The sequence below is a fragment of the Gimesia benthica genome (genome assembly GCF_009720525.1).
Lineage (GTDB): Bacteria > Planctomycetota > Planctomycetia > Planctomycetales > Planctomycetaceae > Gimesia > Gimesia benthica.
In genome coordinates this window covers 3,119,071-3,144,492 of the sequence record NZ_CP043930.1, presented here as the reverse complement: position 1 = coordinate 3,144,492, position 25,422 = coordinate 3,119,071, and the positions used below count along the sequence as shown (strand labels likewise).

Genomic DNA, 25,422 nt, shown 5'->3' with positions numbered 1-25,422 from the left:
AGGTTTAGTGTGTGCGGAGTGCTTAAATGTAGCCAAGGCTACATTTTTTATGATTTTATAGCAGGTACCCCGGGAATGTCAACTCCACGGAAATGCATTACTTCTGTGGCTTGAGGTGCTGATCAAAGAAGCCGATGACCGCAGGTCGGAGGTCGCGCTGTTTAGGTTGGAGGTGAAAGCTGTGTGGAGCGCCTTCGATAATGATGAGCTCAGCGGGGATACCACCTTTTTTCAGCGCGGTCTGCAGGAGCTCTGACTGTTCTACCGGGACCAGCGCGTCTCGGGTTCCGTGCAGGACGAGGAAGGGAGGATCATCGTCTGAAATATGCGATACTGCAGAGGCCTGTTTGCTGAGTGACTTTTCTTCTTCCGAGAAGGAACTCAGCAGGTCACGTGATTGTGCCAGGGCGATCAGGTCATGTACGCCGTACATGGGGACCACTGCCTGGATGCGGGATGAAAAACCTGTATAGGGTTCTTCAGGTTCGAGCTGTGGATCGTCGCCGGTCACAGCCAGCATCGCGACCAGATGTCCGCCGGCGGAACCACCGATCGCCCCGATGTGGTCGGTATCGACCTGGTACTTATCGGCATGTTTTCGCAGGAAGCGAACGGCGGTTTTACAATCCTGCAGATGACCAGGCCAGACCTGTTTGAGGTTATCGGTAAAGCGAGACTGTTTTTTCGCAAGCTGGTAGTTGATGCTGGCACAGACGTAGCCGGCTTTGGCCAGGTTGGTGCCGATGTTGATTTCGCGACGGGCGCCTTTGTCACCGCCATGCCAGCCCCCGCCATGGATAATCACGACAGCGGGATAGGGGCCTTTCCGCAAGCGGGCATCGGGAAGATAGAGATCGAGTTTTTCCTCGCGGCCTGCACCCAGGTAGTCCACGTCTTTTTGAATCTCTACCTCGGAAAGTTCACGTTTGACCCGTTCGGAGGGGGAAAGGAACGTGACCCGGTCCCGGCCTGCAAGTTCGGTGAGTTCTTTAATATCGAACGCTTTGAGCAGACCGAAGCAGAAGAGTTCGGGGGCCTGGCTGACAGCTTTATCCTCTTCGAGTACTTCCTTGAGGGACCCGTAAGAGTCCTGCAGGCTGACACCTGTGATGGCTGCAGGCTCGATCGCAGCGGCGACGAGTGTGAACAGGCTGCTGCGGGGGCCGACGGCCTGGATCCGAACGGTGGACTGTTTCTGGTCGGCTTTCAACCAGCGGGCGATGGCAGCGAGCTGACCGGCCTGAATGCCCAGGGGGCGTTCTCCTACGGCTGCGACGAGCAGACCATACAGGAAGTCACGCTGACTGATTTTCGATTCGCCGAAGTAGAAAGGATCGACGGCGAGCACGTTTTGTCCTTGTGCCAGTAACGTTTCAACTGTTTCTGCCAGACTCTGGCGGCCTGCATCTGCGACGATGATAGTGGTGGATTTCGCGGAGCCACGTGAAAATTCCACGGCAGGAACGGTCCAGTCCTGATCGACTTTCAGTTTCCAAAAGGTGACTTTAGTGTCGCCTGCTGACTTGTGGTCGACCTTAGTGCCGATGACTTTTGACTCTGGAGCGGAGATGAGTTTTTTGAGTGCTGCCCGTTGTTTTTCAGGTGTGGTCTTTTTCGCGGGGCGAGGCAGATTCTGACTGAGTTTGAGGGCCAGAGTGTGGAAGTCCGCATTGTCAGCGGGGAGTTCGACCTGCAGTTCCTCTGCTGTTTTCAATTCTTCGTCACAGGGGATTTCTTCGACTGGCAGCGGTTTGCCTGGTTCGGAGAAGTGTGCTGAGAGCATGCGATAGAGGGCTTCGCGATTATCTTTGAGGAAGTTGTGCGTGCCGGGATCGTCGTTGATGTGCTTCTGCAGATTTTCTTCTTTGTCGTAGAGCTTGAAGATTGGGAAGGCAGCCTTGAGCAGTGGGGGCTGGGCGTATCCCGATTCGAAGCAGCAGTTGTCTTTCGAGTTGTTCGTCAGCAAGGTCGGACGGGGAGCCCGCATCGCGGTCAGGTGCGTGTAGTCGGCGTAGAGCGCCAGGTCGTTGGGTGTCTGTTCGGAATCACCCAGGTCCTTAGTGTGATAATCGCGGGTGAGGAAGCTGGAGTAACCGGCTACCGGATTGGAGAGGGTGACCCGTTCGTCGAGGGAGCTGATAAAGATCGTCTGCCAGCCACCTCCAGAGAGGCCTGCGACTGCGACGCGCCGGGGATCAGCGTTAGGATGCGCGAGTAGAGCATCGAGCCCTTTTTTCATGGCGAGATAAAAGGGAGCAAGCCCGCTGGTGCCACACAGGTCGAGCTGGTTCATCTTATAGTGTGTGAAGCCGGGAGAGTTGAGCTGACCCATGCCGAGCCATTCGACGTTGAGAGCCAGCATGCCTCGCTTGGCCTGATTGATACAGCGGACCTGTTTGTAGTCGGCGGCTTTTCCATCATTGCGATCATGGCCGTTGACATTCATCACGACGGGAACTTTGCCCGTCAGGTCATTGGGAATGTAAAGCAGGGCGGGGACCCAGAGTCCGGGGACGGCTTCGAAGCGAAGTTTCTGGATTTTGTATTCGGGACCGCCGGGGATGGTCTCTCCCCAGACGACGTTCAGTTTCGTGTCGCGCCATTTGGCGGCTTCACCACGATAGACGACTTTGTCCAGAACCTCTTTGCGAATGCGGTGATTGACCTTTTCCCATTGGGTGACACTGCTGACTTCAGGCATGCCGGGGACTTTGGGAGCGATAAATGCCTGGACCTCTTTCCATGGCTGATCTTTTTCCAGGATCGGTTGTTTCAGCCAGTTCTGCAGGTCGGGTTCAGCAGCTGACAGGAGCGAAATACTGAGTGAAAGCAGACTGCAGAAGACGAGTAGAGTGCGGACAGAATGGTGCCTCATGGCTGGAACTCCCGATGAATTCTGGTGGGATCTGATAAATCAATATTGATTCATTCTGCGAAAAACAGGCAGGGAACACAAGTTCGTTAGGAAAATTAAATAAACAGCACGCGCAGTTTGAACCCCGGTGACTGGCCAGATTTCAGCAAGGTTCTGGTCAGGACTATTTGCCTAACTCGATGGAACGGAGTGTGGCCGCAGCGACGGCGTTCATGAGGCTGCTACGAAGGCCTCCCGATTCAAGGGCGTGGATGCCGGCGATCGTGGTACCACCTGGACTGGTGACCGCGTCTTTAAGGGCACCGGGATGTTCACCGGTTTCGAGCACCATCTCCGCGGCGCCTTTGACGGTTTGTGCGGCGAGCTGAGTGGCGACGTGGCGGGGGAGTCCCATCCGCACGGCACCATCGCTGAGGGCTTCAATGATTTGATAAATGTAAGCGGGGCCGGAGCCGGACAGTCCGGTGACGGCGTCCAGTTGTGACTCGGGGACTTCGACGGCGATGCCGACGGTGGAGAGCAGGGAATCGACCAGGCTGGCATCGGCTTCTGTCGCTTTACCGCCCCGGGCGAATGCAGAAGCTCCCTGTTTGACCAGGCAGGGAGTGTTGGGCATGACACGGATCACGCGGATGGAATCCCCGAGAGTCTCCAGGAAGAGTGAGAGTGGAGAACCGGCGGCGATGGAGACCAGCAGCTGTTTCCCGGTAATAGTGCCTTTCAGTTCCTGCAGGACGTCGGGGAGCTGTTGCGGTTTGACAGCCAGGATCACAATGTCGGACTGTTCAGCGACAGTGATATTGGCCTCAAGAGTAGTTGCACCGGTTTCGTGGGCAAATTTTTCCCGGGCCGACTCGTAAGTGTCACTGGCACAGACGTTTTCTGCAGAGGTAAAACCGGAGGAAATCAGGCCTCCTGCCAGGGCGGTCGCCATGCGTCCTGCACCAATAAAACCGACTTTTATTTGTCTACTGTCTGACATTCTGGGGGGCTTTCTGCTGTCTGTAGCTGTCAATTCGACTGTAATTTGAGGCTATTTCGTGCTGTCCTCAAATTTTCCTTCGGATAGTCCCTGATAGAGAGGACGTAAACTGCTAGAATACTACTATCTGCGTCTACGATATCAATGTAAGCGTAAGTAACTTTGAATTGTAACACCAACGATCGGAATGTGCATCAGTGCCCGTTTCAGACGTGTTGATCCATAAATGCGAGCTGATTGCGAGATGAAGACGGCCGGTTATAATAAGCTGCAAAATGCAACCGGGAATGAAAGCCAAACGAGAATGTCAGACGTGGTTCCCCCCCCGATTCGTGTGGGGGCGGTCTCTTATCTCAATTCGAAACCGCTGATTCAGGATCTGGAAGATCTCGCGGATAATGCTGAACTGATGTTAGATTATCCCAGCCTGCTGGCTGATGATCTGGCTGAGGGGCGAATTGATGTGGGGCTCATTCCCTCGATTGAAGTCATTCGCAGCCCCCACTATGAAGTGATTTCGAATGCCTGTGTGGCGACACAGGGGCCGGTGTTGAGTGTGAAAATGTATAGCCGCGTGCCCCTTGGCAAAATCAAGCGGCTGGCACTGGACATGGGCTCGCGGACGAGTGCGACGCTGGTCAGAATCATGCTGGCGGAGCAGTACGGCGTGTTTCCGGAAGTGGAACCGCTGCCGATCGAACAGACCATTGAAGCGACAACCGCAGATGCAATCCTGCTGATCGGCGATCGGGCGATTCATACGCCAAGTACGAAGTTCGCTGCGACCTGGGACCTGGGCGAAGAGTGGTTGCGCTGGACTGGGCTGCCGTTCGTCTTCGCGATGTGGGCCGTCCGTCTGGATCAGGATACCGGATCGCTGGAGACCGCGTTATGTCAGGCACGCGACAGGGGTGTTTCAATGCTGGACGAGATTGCCCGACGGGAAGCACCTAAGCTGGGCATTGACGTGGCGGTGGCAGAAAGCTATCTGAAGAATAATCTGAGTTTTTATCTGGGATCTGCAGAGCGTTGCGGATTGCAGCTGTTTCAAGAATTAGCCATTAAAACGGGACTTGCTCCCGAGGGGGTTCCTCTTGTCTTCCGAAATTGCATCTCTGCTGGATAAAGCAGTCGCCGGCGAACGTCTGAACCGAGAAGAGGGGCTCAAGCTGATGGAGTCTCACGATCTGGTTGCGCTGGGCAAGGCAGCCAACGAAGTCACGAAGCGACTGCACCCCGAGCCTTACCGGACCTACAACATCGACCGGAATATCAACTATTCGAATTCCTGTACGGCGGTCTGTGATTTCTGTGCGTTTTACCGGAATCCGAAGTCGCCGGACGTGTATGTGCTCAAACCCGAGCAGCTGTATCAGAAGATTGAAGAGACCATCGAACTGGGCGGGGACCAGATCCTGCTGCAGGGAGGTTTGCACCCAACGTTGAAACTGGAGTGGTATGAAGATCTGCTCCGCGATCTACGGGAACGGTATCCCACGGTAAACGTGCATGGCTTCAGTCCGCCGGAACTGCATCACTTCACCAAGGTCAACAAGTTACCTCTGCGCGAAGTGTTGCAGCGGTTGAAAGATGCCGGCCTGGGTAGTCTGCCCGGAGGGGGAGGCGAGATCCTCGTGGACCGGGTTCGCAAAGAAATTACTCGTGGCAAAGCACTGACCGACGAGTGGCTGGAAGTGAATCGGGTCTGGCACGAGCTGGGGGGCATTTCGAGTGCCACCATGATGTTCGGCCATATCGAGACACTGGCTGAGCGGATTGAGCACCTGGATCGACTGCGTGAACTGCAGGATAAGACGGGCGGCTTTTCGGCATTCATCTGCTGGACACTCCAGCCCGAGAATACCGATATGGATTACGTACCACCCGCGGGAGCATTCGAGTATCTGAAGACCCAGGCTGTGAGCCGCCTGTACCTGGATAACTTTAAAAATATCCAGTCCTCCTGGGTCACCCAGGGAGAAAAAACGGGGCAGATGGCACTCTTTTTTGGCGCCAATGATATGGGCAGCCTGATGATTGAAGAGAATGTGGTCTCCCAGGCGGGAACGACTCATCATCTGACAGTTGAGACAATTCGTCGCTGTATTACGGAATCGGGATACATTCCCCGGCAGCGGAATGTCTTTTATGAATATATCGATGATCCTGATTCTAATGGTCCTGCAAGGGGTTCAGGTCGCGTTCCTCTGCCCGTGCTGAACTGAGAGAAAATCGGTCAGAGAAACAGCTCAGTGCAGCCGATTCGCCATGATAGGTTATGCTTGCTTATATTAATGAAATATCGGTAAGCCTCTTCAGTCTGTCGATTTCCTGTTGAAGGTCGACAGGTGTATCGGGCAGCAGGAATAATGGACGAATATGATTCACATCGAGCAACTGAGTAAAAGTTTCGATGATTTGCGACGTGGCAGCATTGTCGCACTCGATTCAGTGAGCTTCGATGTCCAGGCCGGAGAAATCTTTGGTCTGCTGGGACCCAATGGTGCAGGTAAGACGACCTGTCTACGATTGTTGAGCACCGTGCTGCAGCCCACATCCGGAACCGCGACGGTGGCCGGTTACGACGTGCGAACGCATCCCCAGGAAGTCCGTTCCCATATCGGCTTCATGTCGGGCAATACGGGAATCTATGACCGGATGACGGCCTGGGAGATGGTCGAATACTTCGGGCGTCTGTACGGCATTGAAGAAGGCCCCCTGCAGGAGCGGCTGGAGTGGATCTTCACCACGCTGCAGATGCAGGATATCCGGGACATGCTGGGATCGAAGATGTCCACGGGGATGAAGCAGAAAGTTTCAATTGCCCGAACGATCGTGCACGATCCGCCGGTGTTAATCTTTGACGAGCCGACCTCCGGCCTGGATGTGCTGGTAGCACGAGCGGTTCTGAAGACGGTGGAAGCTTTGCGCGAAGAAGGTAAGTGCATCATCTTTTCGACACACATCATGCGAGAAGTGGAAAAACTCTGCGACCGGGTGGCGGTGATTTATAAAGGTACCATCCTTGCAATCGGCAGTATTCCGGAGCTCGAGGAACAATATCACGAATCGGATATGGAAGAACTGTTTTTCCATCTCATTCAGAAGCATGAAGATGAGCTGGCGATGAAGGCACAGACAGACCAATGATACAGTGGAAGAATATCAAGCTCATTCTGATGCGTGAATTGCGCGACCAGCTCCGCGACCGGCGGACGCTGTTTATGGTTGCCATTCTCCCACTGCTGCTCTATCCGGCGATGGGTATCGGGATGGTGCAGATGACGGTGATGTTTTCGGAGCAGCCACGGAATGTTGTGCTGCTCGGGGCGAAAGATCTGCCTCAGCATCCACAATTGCTGGAAGGGGATCGATTTGTCTCCAACTGGTTTATGAATCCAGCCGACGCGGAAAAATTGCGGGTGATTACCGATGCACAGGGTGCCGGGGATGACCTGTCCGACATTGATAGTGAAGAGCGGGAAAAACTGCTGGAGCAGGCCGATAAACTGGAAGTGGATCTGAAACTGCATCAGCAACTGCTGGATACCTGGGATCAGTTGCAGGTTCGACTGAGTCAAATACAGACTAAGTTAGATCAACATCCGAAGCAGAATCAGAAAGAACCGACTGAGGGTGACACTCAGTCGGAAGAAAAGCAGCAACTGGTTCAAGAGCAGAAAAAACTGGGTACTGAGAAGATCGAGCTGGCTGAACAGATTACCCAGAGCAATGCACGTCTGAGTAAGCAGTTTGCTGAGAGTCAGATTCAGGTTTTGATTCTGTTTCCCCCGAATCTCTCCAAAGAGCTGGAACTGGTCAGTCAAAAACTGGCCCGACATGAGCCGATCGATTTTGATCCAGCCGTCTCCCTGCGGCCACTGGTACTGGAAAATACTGCGGATGAAAAATCGCGGCTGGCATTCACTCGTGTTCAGGAAGCGCTGGATGCCTGGGAAAATGCGATTCTGCGAGACCGACTGAGCCGTGCCCGGTTACCGGAAAATCTGCCGAATCCGATCAATCCGGATGTGATCGACCTGGCACAGGATGATCAACTGGCTGCGAACCTGTGGAGCAAGCTGTTTCCGGCGTTGCTGATCATCATGGCAGCGACGGGGGCTTTTTACCCGGCGATCGACCTGGGGGCCGGTGAAAAAGAGCGGGGTACGATGGAGACTCTGCTGATTTCACCCGCGCGTCGCACAGAGATCGTGCTGGGTAAATTCCTGACAGTGATGATCTTCAGTGTTTCGACGGCACTGTTGAATCTGGCGAGTATGGGTTTCACCGGCAAGCATATGGTGAATGTGGCAGGGAGTGGCGCGTTGTCGAAGATCGGTGATCTGTCCTTTCCTTCTGCTTCTGCACTGTTCTGGATTGTGATTCTACTGATTCCGCTTTCGGCGTTATTCAGTGCACTGTGTCTGTCACTGGCGACCTTTGCCCGCAGTAGTAAAGAGGGACAGTATTATTTAACGCCGCTGTTGATGGTGACGCTGGGGCTGACGGTGTTCTGTCTTTCTCCGGCAGTGGAGATCAATGCGTTTTACAGTATGATGCCGATCGTCGGGGTGGCTTTGCTGTTGAAAGGAATGCTGCTGTCTGCGGTGAATGCGGGTACCTTATATGTGTATGCGATTCCGGTGCTGGTATCGAGTATCGGTTATAGTCTGCTGGCACTCTGGTGGGCCATCGATCAGTTTCAGCGGGAAGACGTATTGTTCCGGGAGGCGGAACGGTTCGAACTGGGATTGTGGCTCAAGCACCTGATGCGGACCAAAGACGCGTTACCCAGTTTTGCGGAGGCCGGCTTCTGTTTCGTGATCATCATGTTACTGCAGTTTGCCGTGATGAATACGATGCGGGATGCGATTCTGACCGCGCCGGAATCGATGCGGGCGGTACGGAGCATGCAGTTGCTGATGATCCAGCAGCTGGCGATCATTGCGACACCAGCGTTGATCATGGGGATCATGCTGACGACCAGCGTGCGGAAGACGTTTCGTCTCTTTTTGCCCAGCTGGGGTTTCTGGGGCGTAGGACTTCTGTTGCCCTTCATGCTGCATCCGTTGTCGCTGGAACTGTCGGCGAGTCTGCAGTGGTTCTTTCCAAAATTGCCACCCGGGGCGGCGGCGATTATCAAAGAAATGTCTGATCCCAATCAGTCTTTGTGGTTTATTCTGTTGGCATTTGCAATCGCACCGGGGATTTGTGAGGAAATCGCATTCCGTGGATTTATGCTGAGCGGGTTTGGCCGCCGGGGCCGCGTCTGGCTGGCTGTGATTCTCTCGAGTGTGACGTTTGGTGTGATGCACCAGATTCCACAACAGGTATTTAATGCGACCCTGATGGGGCTGGCTCTGGGGCTGGTCGCGGTTCACAGCCGCAGTCTGTTTCCCGGGATCGCGTTCCATATGATTTATAATTCGCTGTCGGTCTTTCGCGAACGGATCCCGGAAAAATGGGAACCGACACACGGTCTGCAGTATTTTGTCAGTATGCAGCCTGAGGGGTTAAGGTATTCCTGGCCGCTGCTGGTCCTGTGTGCTGTGGTGGCATTTCTGCTGCTGCGGTGGACGATTCTACAGTCACGCCCGGCCGTCGCTCCGAATATCTCTTCCACGGATTCTCTGACGTCTCCGACCTTCAACCGTCGACTGACGGATACCAAATAAGTGTCGGGCTGATATAATGGGCGACGTCCCTGTTATCCGCCGCTGACCTTTGTTTTGAAAAACACAGTCTCTTGGAACGTCAGATTTATCAAGCACGTTGGGTATTCCCCGTTGCGGGGCCACCATTGCCAGATGCCACTGTCGAAATTGAAGGGACCCGCATTGCGGCCGTCTATGCAGGTACGCATCCCCGCGCGATCGATCTGGGCAATGTGGCTCTGATTCCGGGCCTGGTAAATGCCCACACGCATCTCGAATTCAGTCAACTGCGTGCCCCCCTGGAACCAGCTTCCCCGTTCACTGACTGGATTCGGGCGATTATGAAGTCCCGATTTGAGACCGAGCAGCCGGTCACAGAACGGATTCAGCTGGGTATCACAGAGTGTCTGTTGTCGGGAACGACTCTGGTCGGTGAAATTGCGACAAGCGTCGAGAGTCTGCGATTGTTTAATACGGAATCCCAGGTTCCCCGGGCAATTGTATTTCGAGAATGCCTGGGGTTTACCTCCGATCGTATGGCGGGGCAGGAGCAGGTCGCTGCTGAGTTCCTGGCGGAATCCCTCGCACCAGCGGCAGTCGAGCGGTTATGCCCGGGCTTGAGTCCGCATGCTCCGTATAGCGTTCATCCCGATTTATATCTGAATCTGGTACAGCAGGCCCGGGATCAGGGAGTGCCGGTTGCGATTCATCTGGGGGAGACGGCGGCGGAATATGATCTGCTGGAACGCAAATCAGGGGCATTTGTTGACCTTCTGAGTGAGCTGGGGCTGTGGGATCCCGAGATTTTGAAAGACGGGATGCGGATGACCGATTACCTGGCGCCACTGGCGGAATTACCGGCTGCTCTGGCAGTGCACGGCAATTATTTCGGCCCGACCGAGTGGGAATTTCTGAGGGGAGCACCTTCAATTTCAGTGGTCTATTGCCCCCGCACGCATGACTATTTCGGACATTCGGAGCATCCGTGGCTGTCGATGATCGGGCAGGGGATCAATGTCGCACTGGGGACGGACAGTCGGGCTTCGAACCCGGATTTGAGTCTCTGGAGGGAACTGCAGTTTCTGCGTGAAAGGTATCCCCAGGTGGCGACGGCACTCATTCTGGAATGTGGTACGCTCGCCGGAGCCCGTGCTTTGGGGTATTCCGACGATACAGGTTCGCTGGAGGCAGGAAAAGCAGCAGATCTGGCCCTGATCCAACTACCTGACGATTTTGACGGGGGAACGGATACTGATCTTTTGTTAGATTCCCGTTCTTATGTGGCCCGGGTCATGCTGAATGGGCAGTGGATCAATTGATTTCAACTGAAATCACGTTACCCTATAATGTCTATCTTAACGCAGGTCGCGCATAGCACTACTTTTCAGCTGTTTCGTCATTGCGAAGTGATTCGAAATTAAGCCGGGCAGGCGGCTCTGTTTTGCCTATGGTTGGCACAACGGTCTTTGTTGGGGAACTGAAGAATGGAAGAAATCATGTCGATTGAATTTGGTCAGGCTGTACCCCAGCAATACTGGTCACTCTCTGATGAAGAGTTTCTGCCTGCAGTTGGCTGGGCATCGAAACCACGCGGCGACCTGATGAAAGGGGCTCAAGCTGGCGACCTGGAACGGTTCGGGCAGGGTTTGACGGCTGGATTAAAAGCGATTGCCAAACAGAAAAAGCAGACCAGACACAGCTCGGAGATGATGTGGTCTGTGCTCTGGTCCGCCGAGAAGGTTGAAGACACCGGCCGCACTGCCGATCTGATTCATCTGGTGGAGTCCGCCAGCACGGCGCCCGCCAAGAGCAAAAAGGCATCTTCCTCCAGTAAAAAGAAAAAAACTCCCGGTCTGAGCTGGGATGAAATCAGTCGTCTGCTGTTTGGCTGGCTGGAGCAGGTAGCGCTTTCGGAGCCGATGCAGCCCTTCGAATTATTACTCCTGATGGAACTGCTGGAGAATGTCGGCTATCGCCTGGCACCCGCGACTCTGATCAGTACATGGCGCGCCTGCCTGTGCGCCGCAGTGGCACATTGTTTCAAACTGGAAGAGACAGATTTCTCCGAAACCCCGGATGACCAGATCCTGCTTGTTTCCGGTGAAGTTCCCTGGCGGGCCAGTTTTCTGTTTGCAGGAGTCGCAGGAGCGAAGAACCTGAGGCAGTTGGGCCAGCAGAATCTGCGGGACGGTTTCTTCGAGCGGACGGATACCGATGGCACTCCCCATGCGGATATGCTTTCACGGATCGATTTCTGGCTGGCGACGATGACACGTTCGCTGTTTATTGGTCAGGTCTGGAAAAAACGACTCTGGGACAAGGAAGCGCTGGAACGGTTTCAGCTCACGCTCCAGGTGCTGGTGGCAACCAGTAACGCCTCCGGAAAACTGGCTTTGTGTCCAATCCATGAAATTGGTCATGCCGAATTACTGGGCCTGGCCGCTTATTTTTCCGGCCTGTCGAGTCGGAGTGCCGAGCGAATGTATCTGAAGGCATTGAATTCCGGGAAGAAAAAACGGTCGCAGTTCTTTATCCAAACAGAGGATTACGCTGCGAATCAGTCAGACTGGTCCGCGCTGGCTGTGATGCGAAATTACTGGTCTGACTCATCAAATCTGCTGATGGTGACCTGGAATGGTGACCTGCCGGCTGTCAGTCTTACCGCACTGGGTAAACAGTTGCTGGAAGGACGCTGGGAGTTCTCTCTGACGGTCGATGGTACTGAAGTCAGTGGGGATGGCGAATGGAGCGCTGTCTGCTGGAATTCAGATGAAGACGCCGATTACCTCGAACTGCAAATGGATCTGGAAGGCGGTTACACACTGGATCGTCAGATTCTGTTGCCTCGCAATCAGCATTTTGTCTTTCTGTCAGACATCGTGAATGGTAGCGAAGCGGCACGGTTGGAATACCGTTCCCTGTTGCCCGTGGCCTCTGGTTTCACTGATGCTGTGGATGAAGAGACGCATGAACTTTCGCTGAAAACCAAAGGACTCGCGGCGCGCGTCTTTCCGCTGGGGCTACCTCAGGATCGGGATTTCTTCTACCCGGGCAGCCTGAGCCTGAATGAGCGGGGACAGATTGAACTGCATCAGGCAGCAGCGGAAGCGACAGCCCTGTATGTCCCCCTCGTGATCGACTGGGAACCGGACCTGAAACGAAAGCCAGCTGACTGGCAGAGTCTGACCATCAGTGAAGCGGGGAAGATTTCTCCCCGCGATGTGGCCTCCGGCCATCGGTTGCGGATCGGCAAACATCAGCTGCTGGTCTATCGCAGCCTGAAGAAGGGTGAGGTGGCCCGGGCCGTACTGGGACATCATACCAGTTACGAATCAGTGATCGGACGTTTCGATTCTGATGGAGATCTGACACCGCTGCTCTTCGTGGAATAATGAGTCTCTGAAATGGCCTGAATCCATGCTTTCTGGATCGACAGGGTACTCAGACGGACTGGGAACCCTTACAATGGATAGCTTATCGTGCCGTTTTCGGCGTAGATCAGTGAAACTGAAGCGATCAGGATCAAGCGAGGAATCATGTCAGAAGATGTTTTTGCCGCACTGGAAGAGTCACAACAACAATCTCCGGAATCCGTCCTGGAGCGGCTGATTGAAACATTGACCGCTCAGAAAAACTATCATCGTCTGTTTGATGCATTACTGATGCAACAGAAACACGCGATGGGGCTGGAAGTCCTGCAGCCGACGACTTTCGACAATGTTCCTGATGAACGGAAGAGAGAGTTCGAAGAAGCCTACATCGAGGCAGCTCGGAAGGTGGGCAACCTGTTCCTGGACGAAAAAATGTATTCCGATGCCTGGCTTTATTTCCAGACTATTCAGGAACCGGAACGGGTTTCAGAGGCACTCAGCAAGATCAACCCCCGAACTGTGCCCGAAGACAAGGTTGAAGGACTGATTCAGGTCTGTGCGTATGAGGGAGCGAATCCAGAGAAAGGATTCGAGATCATGCTGCAGTCGAACGGGATCTGTAATACGATTACGGTCTTCGACCAGATGAATGCCCAGCTCAAGCCAGAGAGCCGGAAAAAAATCGCACAGCTGCTGGTCGATCAGCTCTATACCGATCTCGTCCAATCCTTGCAGTATCATGTGCAGCAGAAGATGCCGATTGCACCGCCCGCTGACAATCTGCGCGAGTTGATCGCCGGTCGGGACTGGATGTTCGAAGGGGGCAGTTACCATATTGACGTCTCCCACCTGAATTCCGTGGTCCGATTTGCGCGGCTCCTGTCGGAAGACGATCCGCACCTGGCGAAAGTGATCGAGTTGTGTGAATACGGTTCGCGACTTGACCAGCAGTTTCAGTATCCGGGTGAATCGCCGTTTGAAGATTTTTATCCGGCTCACCTGCATTTCTTCAAGGCACTGGTGGGAGAGGAAAACGACCGGAACCTGGCCATTGGTTATTTCGAGAAGAAGCTCGAAATGGAACCGGATGAAGATGACAAGCAGATGATTGCCTATGTGCTCATTGATCTGTTGACGCGTCTGAAAATGAATGAGCGGGCGATTGAGCTGGCGGAAACTTACCTTAGCCAGTTTGAGGACCCGAATACGTTCTCTTTCACGAGTCTGTGCCGTCAGACAAATCACCTGGATGTCCTGCAGAAAGTTGCGCGAGGCAAGGGGGATCTGGTGACCTTCGCGGGGGCACTGCTGGACGCTCAGAACAAACCGCAGCCTCAGGAATCCTGATTCCCTGTTTGAAGAGAACAGTCTATGTCCCACCTGCCTCAGAACCGAGCCGCCTGGAACCGGTTGGCAGAAAACCGCAGCCAGTTTACGAAGCTGGCAACCGATGAAGAGTGCCGCAATCCGTTGCAGACGCTGGATTCGCGCGGCTGGCTGCCTGCTTCGGTCGAAGGGAAGTCGGTACTCTGCCTGGCATCGGGGGGAGGCTGGCAGTCGATTCTGTATGCTGCAGCAGGAGCCCGGGTTACCGTTGTTGACCTGAGCAACAAGATGCTGCAACTGGACGAACAGGAAGCGCGCCGTCGCGGGCTGCAGGTCAAGATTGTGGAAACGTCGATGGATGATCTGTCGATGCTGCACGAGGCTGAGTTCGATATTGTGCATCAGCCGGTGAGTACCTGCTATGTGCCCGATATTGAAGCGGTGTACCGCGAAATCGCACGTGTGTTACGTCCCGGTGGTCTGTATATCAGTCAGCATAAGACGCCCACCAGTCTGCAGATTACGCATCGGGATCAGCAGAACCGGTATGTGATCGGTCTGGAATATTATCAGCAGGGCGCATTGCCCAAAGTCGAAGACCGGGCTTACCGCGAAGACGGGGCCACAGAGTACCTGCATCGCTGGGATCAACTGGTGGGGGGCTTGTGCCGCACCGGGTTTGTGATCGAAGATTTACGCGAGCCGCTACGGGCTGACCCCAGTGCACCGGTAGGTCATTTTCGCTACCGGGGACGTTTTGTCGCACCTTACGTACGAATCAAGGCACGACGGATTTCCGAAGATACCGGGAAACAGGAATCTTCGTCTCTCTGGGTCCCTTAGTCGAACTGAGCTTATTCGGCGTCGTAATGAATCAGTGAGAAAACATCGCAGCCATTCATCTTCTCGCGACCGTTGAGGAATGCCAGTTCGATCAGAAAGGCACAGCCCACGATTTCCGCGTTGGAGTGGCGGGCCAGTTCGATACAGGCGGAGATTGTACCACCGGTTGCGAGCAGGTCATCTACGATGACGACTCGGTCATCTGAATGGATGGAGTCGGTGTGCATCTCGAGCGAGTCAGATCCGTACTCCAGTTCGTAGTGAAAGGCTCTGGTTTCAAAGGGGAGTTTGCCGGGCTTGCGAATCGGAATGAAGCGGGCACCCAGAGCCAGAGCCAGAGGCGCTGCAAAGATGAATCCACGTGCTTCGGCAGCCAGGATTGCAGTAATTTGTTTATCGCGGTAGTAGTCTGCCAGACGATCGACGACAGCCTGGAATGCCTTCGGCTCGGCCAGCAGAGGTGTGATATCCCGAAACAGGATGCCGGGTTTGGGGAAGTCGGGGATCTCACGAATATAATCTTTCAGATTGAGCGAGTCATTCATTCTCGGTACTGGCTTTCTCAGGTTCAGGGGGTGGGGTTTCTGCCGACATGTTATCGGGCAGTTGATCCAGATGTTTGCGCGCATTTTCAACGAAGACACTGGCAGCCGGGTCCTGTCCATAGAGGACGATGATCGCACGCCAGACAGCAGCAGCTTCAGCGTATTTCTGTTCTTTCAGCAGAGCGTCTGCCTTAGACATTGATTGCGTGAGCATAATATAACGTTGAGCGGTACGGTTAGGGTCCTGCCGGAGATCGTTGCGCATCTGGATGGCCAGATCCCGCATCTCCTTCTGTTCCGGTTCTTCCGGGAGCAGTTCAATCAGTGAGGACAGAACAATCTCGGCCTGCATCAGGTTTCCTGATTCCAGGTAATTCTGGGCCAGGGCTATGAACCGCTGCGGTTCGGTCTGCAGGCCAGAGCGTGATTTGCGCTTGGCAGTCATGCCGGCTTTCGAGCGGAGCTCATAAGATTGAATGCGACTCAGCTGCTCCTTGATGATGCTCTCGTCTTCATTAGAAGGATTCTCCAGCAGGGGGAGCAGGTATTTATCGCGGGCGATGTACCAGTCGGGGCCTTCCGGCTGCTGTAGGATCTGTTTCGCGTGCTGCAACATTTCCTCGCGGGACAGTTCGCGTTCCTGGAACCAGAAGTAGCCTCCGGCGATGACCAGGGCGAGCAGACCAAGCAGAAACCAGGTGTTGTCAAACAGTTGTCCCAGCCGGGAGCCGGTACTCTCAGCCTCGAGTTGTGCCCGCATCAGTCCCTGCATCAGGGTGCCTGAGCCCGCTCCCTGATCGGAGAAGTCAGAGTGTGCCTGGGTGGAAGTCGCTGAATCTGCGCTGGTGCCGGAAAGTGCATAGGTGTCTTCCGAAGTCGACATCTCATACTTGTTGATCACTTCCTGCAGACGACGCGAGAGCACATACGCATCGGGGTAACGTTTCTGAGGATCTTTTTCGAGGAGCTGGCAGACGATCTCTTCCAGCCAGACTGGCAGATCGTCCACATAGCGGCTGGGTCGATCGTATTGGCCGTACTTCTGTTTCTGGATGATGGCCAGCATGGTTTTGCCACTGAAAGGGGGACGGCCGGTGAGCATGACATACATGACGGCACCGAGTGAATACAGGTCGCTCTGGCGAGTAACCCGTTTGCCCTCTGCCTGTTCGGGGGACATGTATTCTGCCGTGCCTATGATGCCCCCGGTGACGGTCAGTTTTTCAGTCGCGAAGAGCTGTGCTACGCCGAAGTCGGCCAGTTTGACCGTGTTATCGTCTTTGAGAATGAGGTTGGACGGTTTCAGGTCGCGGTGAATGATACCGGCGTCGTGGGATGCCTTGAGGGCAGAGCAGATCTGAATCGAAATATCGATAACGATTTTCCAGTCGAGCCGTTTGTCGCGGCGGAGACGGTTGGTGAGCGTTTCTCCTTCGACGTACTCCATTACGTAGTAGTAGATGTCGTTTTCAACTCCGCTGTCATAGAATTCGATAACATACGGGTTGTGCATTTTCTTGAGTGCTTCGATTTCACGATGGAAGCGTTCGACGAAGCCAGCCTCACGGGCCAGGGCACTCGGGAGAATTTTTATGGCAACCTGCTGATCGGTGTGGATGTTCGTTGCGAGGTAGACGGAACCCATGCCGCCAGCCCCGATTTTTTTCCCGATCAGATATTCCCCCAGACGTTCGGGGGCGGATTCATGTTCGTGTTTATTCAAGGTTGCTGCTCGGTTTGAAGTGTGTTGGTCGTCGATGAAAAGCGTCGTCAGACTGTCGGTTGTTCAGTGTCGGGAGACTGGCTGAAGTCTATAATCTCAGCAAGCGAAATGAAAGACGATTTCAGTACACTCTATTATGGATGAATCCATGTCTGATGCAAGAAGGAAGGCTGTTCTGCTGATCGCACACGGCAGTCGACGTGCGGAGGCAAATCAGGATCTCGTGCAGCTCGCAGAGATGCTGCGGGAACGGTCTGTGTTTCCGATCATCGAGATCGCTTATCTGGAACTGGCAGAGCCGACGATCCCTGAGGGGGCGGAACGCTGTGTGGCTGCGGGAGCGGAGGAAGTGTTGATGCTGCCCTACTTTCTCTCAGCAGGCGTGCATGTGCAGAATGATCTGGAAGAGCACCGCAGTGAATTTACGACACAATTCCCCGGGACCGAGTTTAAATTGTGTGGGCATCTGGGACTGCATCCGCTGATGCTGGAAATTGTACTCGCTCGGTTGCGGGAGGCTGACGAAGACTGACTACAGTTGTCGCTTGCCTGTACGACAGAGATCAAAAAAAGGACGCCCCTGAGGACGTCCTTTTTCTCGCAATGAAAACCACTAATTGGTTTTTGTTTCAGCAATCCGACCGAAGGCTTTGAAGGTGATCGGTTCACTGCGACCATCGATGGTCACGGTAAACTCTTCTGAGTATTCACCTGGTTTATCGGGAGGAACGATTGTCAGCGGCAGCACGTGAATGGGCTGAGCTGCTTTCGGCATGCGGATCTTGAATGCTTCATCGTTGGATTCGCATTCAATCTTTGTGATTTCAAATGGCTTTTTGCCCCGCATTACAACATTGACTGTTTTTTCCTGTCCCGGAACCATCATGCCCAGAGAAACAACTTCGGGGGTAATGGTAATGTCAGATTCGACACGGGCTTCGACCAGCAGAGGTACTGTTGTGAAGTTAACGTCGTTGGTTTTCAGGATGAGCTGCTCCCGGATTGGACCTTTAGGAGTCTTGGGATCGAGAGTCAGCATGATGTTGTAATTGACGCGTCCACCACCTCGATTCGTTTCGACAGCCTTGGCAGTCACGTGTGGGTTACGGGATTCGATTCCGGTCAGTGCCCAGTCTTCACGGCCTGCATAAGCGAGAGCCACAGTGGTCTCTGCACCTTTACCGACTTCGACAGAACCAAAGTTGGCAGCACCCGGTGTGAAGACGACATCGGTACGGATATACGAAGTAATCGGGATCCGGACTTCAGCATACTGGGGAGCATCAATGGTGATAATCACGTTAGAATCTTTACGACGCTGGAAGCGGGCGGTATCCATTTTGACCTGGATGTATCCTTCTTCGCCACTTTCCAGGATGCTCTTGGAAGGCTCAGCAGCCGAACAGCCGCAAGTGGTGCGAACATTGGCAATATGGACGGGATCTTTATAGATATTCTTAATTTTCAGGCGGTATTCGGCATCGGAACCACGGGCGATGACGCCGAAGTCGATTTTGTCTTTATCGAACATCTTCATCGCCCAGTCCTGTCCGAATGATGGGGCAGCATTCAAGACTAACAGACACAGGCTCAGGACGCCGAACCGGAAAATACAGTTTTTCAGCATTATTGAATCTCACTTCTGCAAAAAATGAATTAACTTCGATGTATCACTCAAGTCGAGGCGCTGAGACCGATTTCATCCGGCCAGGGACAATAACCGACTTTCAGCACATAACCCTTACATCATTATAGTGCAGAATCCATTCACAGAGACGTTTCACACTATTTGTAAAAACGGGCTCGGTAGGCAGATGACTGTGGTGCCAAAGTTCAGCAGACAGTCGAGATGCACAAGCCTGAATCAGTTAGCCAGTATTATACTGTGTTTCAGTTTCTGAGATCAAATTTGAGATTCAGAACATCAGTAAATGGCATGTGTGTGACAAATACATCAGTCGGCATCGACACTTTGGTTGTGGCAATTTAGTTCGCATACGTTGAATTGTCAATGTTGTCTCTTTCCGGTCGCAACTACCGGTTCTGGACGGATTAAGCTGCGTAATCGAACCCGATTCAGATGACCTGATGCGATTGTTCATGATGTCGCAAACAGTTTCCATAACTGGCTTTGAGCACTTACTGCCCGCAAACGGTATTTTTATTACAACTGGTGAAAATTCATTCAATGGGCTTCCCTATTTGCTGATGGCACTCATAGATTAACAGGCTTTCCTAAAGTAGGCGTGCCTGTTCTTTTGCCAGTTCAGCAGGATGCTTACAGCAGTTTAACTCACGGATTGGAAAAGTGGGTTTCTTCAAAATCGAGCCAGCACGCATAGCGCGGAGTGATAGGCTTGAATTACGAGTGGGTATCCACTCCGGCAAATACAACAGCGGGTCCCCGACGGTTCCAGCTGCATGATAAGGAAGAGGGGATCTCTTTCATTATCAGATCAGTTTCATTCTGAGAGGAGTGCAGGCTGGTCCGTTTCATACCAATCGTGTGTGAGTGTGTTGTTAATTCGAGTAAAGAAGTGTGTGAGGAACGTCACTGTCTGCGCCGAGGTGGCGGGAATATCAGTTCGGTCTCATTCAAACAGGGAGCGATAGATTCAGATGAAAATTAAAAATACTGCCAGGGCAGGTCTGACCGGACTGCTTGTGCTGGGAATTTCCTGCCTGGTGATCTCAGACCGGCTTGAAGCCGGTCACAAATGTGGTCACTGCAAGATGGGCGGTCTGTCGATGTTCCATAAAGGAGCGTGCTGCAGTCCGTGGCGTCCGGGCTTTCAACATAAATGCGGTCATAAGCACAAATGTGGTTCCGGTTGCGGGATGAGTTCCTGTGGCTGCGGAGACTCGTTCGTTGATCAATATTATCAGGGAGTCGTTTATGGTATGGGAAACGTTTCGCAGGGTGGCTGCCGGTCATGCCAGTCTGGAGGTGCTGTGGCTGGTGCTTATGGGATGCCAGCCGGTGGTGGTCTCCCGCCGCAAGCGGGGTTAATTCCCGCTCCGGCAGTCCGACCAACGATTCTGCATTATCCGGGAACGATGGGGATTGCCTATCGTCGACCAACGCGGATGATGCCGGCCGATGGTCCGGAGGGGCATCCGCGCGATGCCGGTCTGGATATCTATGCTCCAGGTGCGACCGACATTCGCGTGGTGGCACTGAACCGACAACGCGATGAGATGGTGGGATATCGTGATCCTGCAAATGATGATATCTGGGAATTCGTGACCAAGCGTCCTTTAATTCCCGGGATTCAGCATGTCTATCAGGTGTATGCGATATTCCCTGAGACAGGAAATGTTCCCCAGACCAGACGAGTCCGTCTGATTATGGGACGAATCGTCGAACTCAGTTACAAACCGTATCCTCCAACTGACGGCACCCACCGGTAAGGTGCCGGGGTTCAGAGGTGTTCCTGTCAGCTCGAGCCGGGAACGACCGCTGAACCTGTTCGACTCGATTCCTCCCTGTGCACGCACGCCCTGTCCGGAACGTGGTAGATTCTGATTGATGAAGTCTGGCCGCTGGTTAGCCAGAAAGCCTCATCTCAGCTATCATGTTCGGGACAGGGCGTGTTTTTGTTGAACTCTGCCCGCACATTGATTCTGCCAACCCAGGAAGACAGGCTGAATTGTGAACGAGGTTGACTATCTGAGCATCATTTCCGGCGCGCGACATGATTGGCTTGCCCGGTGCCTCAAACCCTGTTTCGGGTTTCTCAGCCTCTTCTATGGAACCGCGGTCGCTGTTCGCAACCGTCTGTTTGACTGGGGCCTTAAACGGGCACGACCGGTGAGCGTGCCCGTGATCAGCCTGGGAAACCTGACGACCGGGGGGACCGGGAAGACACCGTTAGTTGCCTGGCTGTCTCAGTGGTTTCAAGAACAAGGGATTTCTGTCGCGCTACTCAGCCGAGGTTATCGTGCGCTGCCCGGTGAAGTGAATGATGAGAAACTGCTGCTGGATCGACTCTGCCCACAGGTGCCGCATTATCAGAATCCGGATCGTTGTGCTTCAGCAGAGAAGGCTGTCGAAGCAGGAGCACGCTTACTGATCCTGGACGACGGGTTTCAGCATCGCAGGCTCGCACGTGATCTTGATATCGTGTTGATCGATGCAGTGAATCCCTGGGGCTACGGTCATCAATTACCGCGGGGACTGTTACGGGAGTCGAAGTCGGGATTGCGGCGGGCAGGATTTGTGTTGATCACGCGGGTGGATCAGAGTCCGCCTGAGTTGCTGGAGAATCTGATAACGGAAGTCAAACAATTTGTGCCCGAGCACAGGATCGCCCATGTGCGTTTTGCTCCCCGGGGGCTGGTCAATGCCGCTGGGGAAACCAGAGAACTGACTGAAGTGACCGGGAAACAGGTATGGGGTTTTTGCGCGATCGGGAATCCTCGCGGATTTCAGCAAACACTGGTGGATGCGGGAGGCCGGGTTTGTGGCATGCGTGTCTTTGCGGATCATCATCACTATAGTGCAGGCGACCTGCAGGAAATTGGCTCAGAGGCAGAACGGTCGGGAGCCGAGCTGATTTTGACGACTGCGAAGGACCTGGTGAAAATTAGTGAACAAAAACTGTCAGGGCTTCCGGTTTGGGCAGTGGAAATCGGTGCGGAAATCGTGCAGGGGCGGCTGATTTTGAGGAAATCCTGCGGAAAACGGGGCTGGTGGAGCCAGAGAAATAAGTCTGTAAACACGTAGTCAGGGGCAGAATCAGCTCCAAACCATTGGAAAACCAATATATATTGGGTTAAATCACCTTAGAGATCCCGAAATTTGCTGTAATCCCGTTTCAGATATACTTGATTTTGGTTCTGCGTTCTGTCATCCTGAGAAGAGAGTAACTTCACACAATGCAGGCCGTTTACCCGGTAAACGAACTTTTCCTGCCAGAAACCTACCAATACGACGGGCCGCTTAGACTGAATGTGGTGACCGTATCCCTGCCTCCATCATTGGTCTGTTCAATCATAATTCAAATAAACGAGGTGTTTAAGTTATGCAAAAGAAAAATATTAGCCAGGTTCTGCTCGCCGCTGTTTTGATCTCTGGCCTGAATTTTTTCGCGCCTGTTGCTGCTTCCGCAGCGGGTTGGGGTTCAATCACTGGCAAGTTCGTTTTCGATGGTCCTGTCCCCGAGCGTCCTGTACAGCGAAAGAAAGGCGATCCCAACGTCAAAGATGCTGCCGTCTGTGCAGCTGACACTCATCTGGGAAATGATCTGGTTGTCAATCCTGACAACAAAGGCATCCAGAATATCTTCCTCTACATGCGTCGGGCAAAAGACATTCATCCCGATCTGAAGGAATCCAAAGACAAGACCGTCGTGTTTGACCAGAAAGGTTGTACTTTCGAGCCTCACGCTCTGATTGTTCGTACCGACCAGAAAGTGATTGTTAAATCTGACGATCCCGTCGCTCACAACACCCACACCTTCCCGATCAAGAACCAGGCTGTCAACTTCATCCTGGCTCCCAAAGATCGTGAAGGAAAAGAAGTATCCAACCCGATTCCTGAAATTCTGCCGATGCAGGTTAAGTGCGACATCCATCCCTGGATGACCGCTTACTGGTTCGTGGTAGATCATCCTTACGCTGTGGTATCTGATGCAGATGGAAAATTTACCATCAAGAATCTGCCCGCTGGTAAGCAGACTTTCCGGATTTGGCATGAAAAGAAAGGTTACCTGGATCGTAGCTTCAACGTGAACGTCAAGGACGGGGAAACCCTCGACCTGGGCGAGATCAAATACAAAGCATCTGATTTCGAGTAATCCTCTGTAACATCAGAGAAACGTACAGACAGGGCACGTCCGATTGGGCGTGTCCTTTTTAATGCCCTTAGATCTGTTGCTGAATGATGTGGGGTCGTTTTCGCCATGCATAAACCGTGCGGTTGCATCGCTCTGCTGGTGCTGGGAGCGATCTTATTCTCGACAGAGATCAGCCTGGCTCAGACAGAGCCACAGGCAGCCGCCGGTCAATTTCGCGAATCGGTCTCCCTGGATGTGAATAATGCGGTGCTCAAGAAGATGGGCTCCGTGCAGGATTTTCTGGCTGGCGCGCAATGGGAAGACGCGATCAACAGTCTGATCCAGATCTCCCAGGAATACGGCAACACGCTTTATCCGGAATCCCCGGGACGCTATCTGCGGGTGGCGACTTACTGTCAGAACCTGCTCGCAGGATTTCCCCCGGAAGCGATTCAGATTTACCGGGAAAAGGTTGATCCCCGAGCCCGCAGGTGGCTGGAAGAGGCGGAAGCGGAATCGTCAGTCGGCCCGCTGTTGCAGATTGTCGATCAGGCACTGATGAGCAGCTACGGCGACGATGCCCTGTATCGCCTCGGTGAAATCTCCTGGGAACGCGGTGAACTGGGACAGGCGCGGGATTACTGGCGGAAACTGCTACCTCCTGAACCGGGATCTGCAGCGCGCAGTGATACCGGACTCTTCTACTATCCCGATTCCGATTTATCCGTGCCCCCGATTCTGGCGCGTCTGATTCTGGTCAGTCTGTTCGAGGGAAATTTCAAACAGGCCGAAGCGGAACTGGCTGTGTTTCGCGAGCGCTATCCTGATGCGGAAGGCTCACTCGCCGGTAAGCAGGGGAACCTGGCAGACCAACTTACAGGAATTCTATCAGATCGCGGTCAGGTCTCACTGGCGAATGATCAAGACGAAATGCAGACATTCGCGGGACACCAGACGCGTAATTTCCGGGCCGGACATGCTCTGAACGTCGGGGCCGCAGCCTGGTCATTTCGTGTGCCTCTGGTCTGGAGTCAGGAATACACGCGGAAACCTGCCTTTGGTCAACGCGTGCCACCGGGGCTCTTCCCTGTCGTACATGGGGAGCATGTTTTTATTAATGACTCAGAGCGCATTTATGCACTCAACTGGAAGACGGGAACACCCGCCTGGTCTGACGCGGATCCTCAGGCGAGTCCGATTATATATCCTTCCGTTCTGCAGGGGGCAGTCAGACTGCCGTTTCGCTCTGTCGTGGGAGTCCCCCGGTTTACGATGACTGTTGCCGACGGACGGTTATACGCCCGCATGGGATCGCCGGTTACTTCTGTGGCGAAAGATGAGCGGCTGGGACTGTTTTCGGAACTGGTTTGCCTGGACCTGGATGAGGGCGAAGGCAAGATGCTCTGGAAGATTTCTTCTGCCGAGTTGCGCGAGCAGAATTTTGTCTGGTCGTTTGAAGGGGCTCCTGTTGTTGCCGGCGATCGTTTCTACGTCGTGCTGCACCGGGGCTTTCCTGAAGTGCAGACGAATGTCGCCTGTTTCTCTACCGAGACCGGGGAGATGCTGTGGAATCAGAAGGTCTGCCTGGCACTGAGGAATATCGAAGAAGGTGTGAACTACATCACCCATCTGCTGCTGACACTCGCGGAGGGGCAACTGTATCTCTCAACGGATATGGGAGCGATCGCATCACTGAATACTCAGGATGGGAAACTCAACTGGGTCGTGACGTACCCTTCCGCAGACGATGTTTCCCGGCGGGAATTGAGCGATCACATGGCGAGTGGTCTGGTCCCCTGCCTGTATGACCAGGGAATTCTGTTCGTTGCTCCCCAGGATACAAAAACCCTCATGGCCTTCGATGCGTCTTCGGGACTTTTGCTCTGGGAGCGGGAATGGCCGGAGCAGATTCGAAACCTGTTGGGAGTCACGGCGCGGACCCTGGTGGTCAGCGGGAATCAACTGTATGGCATCGATCGGGCAAGTGGGGCGTTACGCTGGAAGGCAGGCTATCTCGATCCGGAGGGTTTCGGCTATGGTCGAGGGCTGCTTTCTGTAGAGAACGTATACTGGCCTTTGAGGGATGAACTGCTGGTCGTAGACATTGAGCGAGGCACACTCAAGCAGAGAATCCCGTTGCAGGCCTTACAGGGAGAAACGGGAGGGAACCTGGTAATCGCGGGGGATCAGCTGTTGATCGCGCAGCCCCGAAAGGTGACCGCGTTCCAGAATCACGGCATCGTCCCTGGATCACGAAAAGAGAATGAGAATTTGTCTGCAGCGGAGACGCAGGCACGTTGAAAATGTAAGATGTAATGTAGCT

The 25,422-nt window shown here is 53.7% G+C and carries 18 protein-coding genes; 13 read left to right on the top strand and 5 right to left on the bottom strand.

The features are described from left to right. Positions 1-97: 97 nt before the first annotated feature. Positions 98-2,875, bottom strand: a complete 2,778-nt coding sequence (locus F1728_RS11880) for an alpha/beta hydrolase (protein WP_155364282.1) — start codon at positions 2,873-2,875, stop codon at positions 98-100. Positions 2,876-3,038: 163 nt separating this feature from the next. Beyond that, positions 3,039-3,857 (bottom strand): pyrroline-5-carboxylate reductase, encoded by an 819-nt coding sequence (gene proC / locus F1728_RS11875; RefSeq protein WP_155364281.1) that lies wholly within the window; start codon positions 3,855-3,857, stop codon positions 3,039-3,041. 304 nt (positions 3,858-4,161) lie between these two features. On the opposite strand from proC, the gene F1728_RS11870 reads away from it, so the two are divergent. The 8 genes from F1728_RS11870 to F1728_RS11835 all read left to right on the top strand — a co-directional run bounded on the left by F1728_RS11870 (position 4,162) and on the right by F1728_RS11835 (position 15,054). Next, positions 4,162-4,983 (top strand): menaquinone biosynthetic enzyme MqnA/MqnD family protein, encoded by an 822-nt coding sequence (locus tag F1728_RS11870; protein WP_228030691.1) that lies wholly within the window; start codon positions 4,162-4,164, stop codon positions 4,981-4,983. Then, positions 4,952-6,082: a cyclic dehypoxanthinyl futalosine synthase gene (mqnC, locus tag F1728_RS11865; RefSeq protein ID WP_155364280.1), complete on the top strand. Its 1,131-nt coding sequence runs from the start codon at positions 4,952-4,954 to the stop codon at positions 6,080-6,082. The genes F1728_RS11870 and mqnC overlap by 32 nt, the downstream gene beginning before the upstream one ends. A gap of 154 nt (positions 6,083-6,236) precedes the next feature. Next, positions 6,237-7,007 (top strand): ATP-binding cassette domain-containing protein, encoded by a 771-nt coding sequence (locus F1728_RS11860; RefSeq protein ID WP_145180500.1) that lies wholly within the window; start codon positions 6,237-6,239, stop codon positions 7,005-7,007. Further along, a complete protein-coding gene (locus F1728_RS11855) occupies positions 7,004-9,535 on the top strand; it encodes an ABC transporter permease subunit/CPBP intramembrane protease (RefSeq protein WP_155364279.1) in 2,532 nt (843 codons plus the stop codon). The genes F1728_RS11860 and F1728_RS11855 overlap by 4 nt, the downstream gene beginning before the upstream one ends. 125 nt (positions 9,536-9,660) lie before the next feature. Beyond that, positions 9,661-10,833, top strand: coding sequence for an amidohydrolase family protein (locus tag F1728_RS11850; RefSeq protein ID WP_194242785.1), 1,173 nt, complete (start codon positions 9,661-9,663; stop codon positions 10,831-10,833). Between the two features lie 177 nt (positions 10,834-11,010). Next, positions 11,011-12,906 carry a hypothetical protein gene (locus F1728_RS11845; protein ID WP_155364277.1) on the top strand — a complete coding sequence of 632 codons (1,896 nt, stop codon included), beginning with the start codon at positions 11,011-11,013 and terminating at the stop codon, positions 12,904-12,906. A gap of 144 nt (positions 12,907-13,050) precedes the next feature. Then, positions 13,051-14,232 (top strand): hypothetical protein, encoded by a 1,182-nt coding sequence (locus F1728_RS11840; RefSeq protein ID WP_155364276.1) that lies wholly within the window; start codon positions 13,051-13,053, stop codon positions 14,230-14,232. A 24-nt stretch (positions 14,233-14,256) separates the two neighbouring features. After that, on the top strand, positions 14,257-15,054 hold the full coding sequence (locus tag F1728_RS11835; protein ID WP_155364275.1) for a class I SAM-dependent methyltransferase: 798 nt from the start codon (positions 14,257-14,259) through the stop codon (positions 15,052-15,054). An 11-nt stretch (positions 15,055-15,065) separates the two neighbouring features. On the opposite strand, the gene F1728_RS11830 is transcribed toward F1728_RS11835, so the two are convergent. Next, a complete protein-coding gene (locus F1728_RS11830; protein WP_155364274.1) occupies positions 15,066-15,599 on the bottom strand; it encodes an adenine phosphoribosyltransferase in 534 nt (177 codons plus the stop codon). Beyond that, entirely contained in the window at positions 15,592-17,322 is a 1,731-nt protein-coding gene (locus F1728_RS11825) for a serine/threonine protein kinase (RefSeq protein WP_155364273.1), read from the bottom strand. The genes F1728_RS11830 and F1728_RS11825 overlap by 8 nt, the downstream gene beginning before the upstream one ends. Positions 17,323-17,458: 136 nt before the next feature. On the opposite strand from F1728_RS11825, the gene F1728_RS11820 reads away from it, so the two are divergent. Beyond that, entirely contained in the window at positions 17,459-17,854 is a 396-nt protein-coding gene (locus F1728_RS11820; protein WP_155364272.1) for a sirohydrochlorin chelatase, read from the top strand. Positions 17,855-17,935: 81 nt separating this feature from the next. On the opposite strand, the gene F1728_RS11815 is transcribed toward F1728_RS11820, so the two are convergent. Beyond that, positions 17,936-18,859, bottom strand: a complete 924-nt coding sequence (locus tag F1728_RS11815) for a DUF1573 domain-containing protein (RefSeq protein WP_228030689.1) — start codon at positions 18,857-18,859, stop codon at positions 17,936-17,938. Positions 18,860-19,941: 1,082 nt separating this feature from the next. Between F1728_RS11815 and F1728_RS11810 the strand changes: the two genes are divergently transcribed. The 4 genes from F1728_RS11810 to F1728_RS11795 all read left to right on the top strand — a co-directional run bounded on the left by F1728_RS11810 (position 19,942) and on the right by F1728_RS11795 (position 25,400). Next, complete coding sequence (locus F1728_RS11810; RefSeq protein WP_155364270.1) at positions 19,942-20,733, top strand: hypothetical protein; 792 nt, start codon at positions 19,942-19,944, stop codon at positions 20,731-20,733. A 241-nt stretch (positions 20,734-20,974) separates the two neighbouring features. Further along, positions 20,975-22,048, top strand: coding sequence for a tetraacyldisaccharide 4'-kinase (lpxK, locus tag F1728_RS11805; protein ID WP_194242784.1), 1,074 nt, complete (start codon positions 20,975-20,977; stop codon positions 22,046-22,048). Positions 22,049-22,346: 298 nt separating this feature from the next. Beyond that, positions 22,347-23,120, top strand: a complete 774-nt coding sequence (locus F1728_RS11800) for a hypothetical protein (protein WP_155364268.1) — start codon at positions 22,347-22,349, stop codon at positions 23,118-23,120. Positions 23,121-23,225: 105 nt separating this feature from the next. Next, on the top strand, positions 23,226-25,400 hold the full coding sequence (locus F1728_RS11795) for an outer membrane protein assembly factor BamB family protein (RefSeq protein ID WP_155364267.1): 2,175 nt from the start codon (positions 23,226-23,228) through the stop codon (positions 25,398-25,400). The last annotated feature ends 22 nt before the right edge of the window (positions 25,401-25,422 follow it).

Coding starts and splice junctions, on each gene's coding strand:
- F1728_RS11795 (WP_155364267.1), top strand. CDS start 23,226: ATGCATAAACCGTGCGGTTGCATCGCTCTGCTGGTGCTGGGAGCGATC.
- F1728_RS11820 (WP_155364272.1), top strand. CDS start 17,459: ATGGATGAATCCATGTCTGATGCAAGAAGGAAGGCTGTTCTGCTGATC.
- F1728_RS11815 (WP_228030689.1), bottom strand. CDS start 18,859: ATGAAGATGTTCGATAAAGACAAAATCGACTTCGGCGTCATCGCCCGT.
- F1728_RS11810 (WP_155364270.1), top strand. CDS start 19,942: ATGAAAATTAAAAATACTGCCAGGGCAGGTCTGACCGGACTGCTTGTG.
- F1728_RS11860 (WP_145180500.1), top strand. CDS start 6,237: ATGATTCACATCGAGCAACTGAGTAAAAGTTTCGATGATTTGCGACGT.
- F1728_RS11830 (WP_155364274.1), bottom strand. CDS start 15,599: ATGAATGACTCGCTCAATCTGAAAGATTATATTCGTGAGATCCCCGAC.
- F1728_RS11870 (WP_228030691.1), top strand. CDS start 4,162: ATGTCAGACGTGGTTCCCCCCCCGATTCGTGTGGGGGCGGTCTCTTAT.
- F1728_RS11880 (WP_155364282.1), bottom strand. CDS start 2,875: ATGAGGCACCATTCTGTCCGCACTCTACTCGTCTTCTGCAGTCTGCTT.
- F1728_RS11800 (WP_155364268.1), top strand. CDS start 22,347: ATGCAAAAGAAAAATATTAGCCAGGTTCTGCTCGCCGCTGTTTTGATC.
- F1728_RS11855 (WP_155364279.1), top strand. CDS start 7,004: ATGATACAGTGGAAGAATATCAAGCTCATTCTGATGCGTGAATTGCGC.
- F1728_RS11845 (WP_155364277.1), top strand. CDS start 11,011: ATGTCGATTGAATTTGGTCAGGCTGTACCCCAGCAATACTGGTCACTC.
- F1728_RS11835 (WP_155364275.1), top strand. CDS start 14,257: ATGTCCCACCTGCCTCAGAACCGAGCCGCCTGGAACCGGTTGGCAGAA.
- F1728_RS11840 (WP_155364276.1), top strand. CDS start 13,051: ATGTCAGAAGATGTTTTTGCCGCACTGGAAGAGTCACAACAACAATCT.
- proC (WP_155364281.1), bottom strand. CDS start 3,857: ATGTCAGACAGTAGACAAATAAAAGTCGGTTTTATTGGTGCAGGACGC.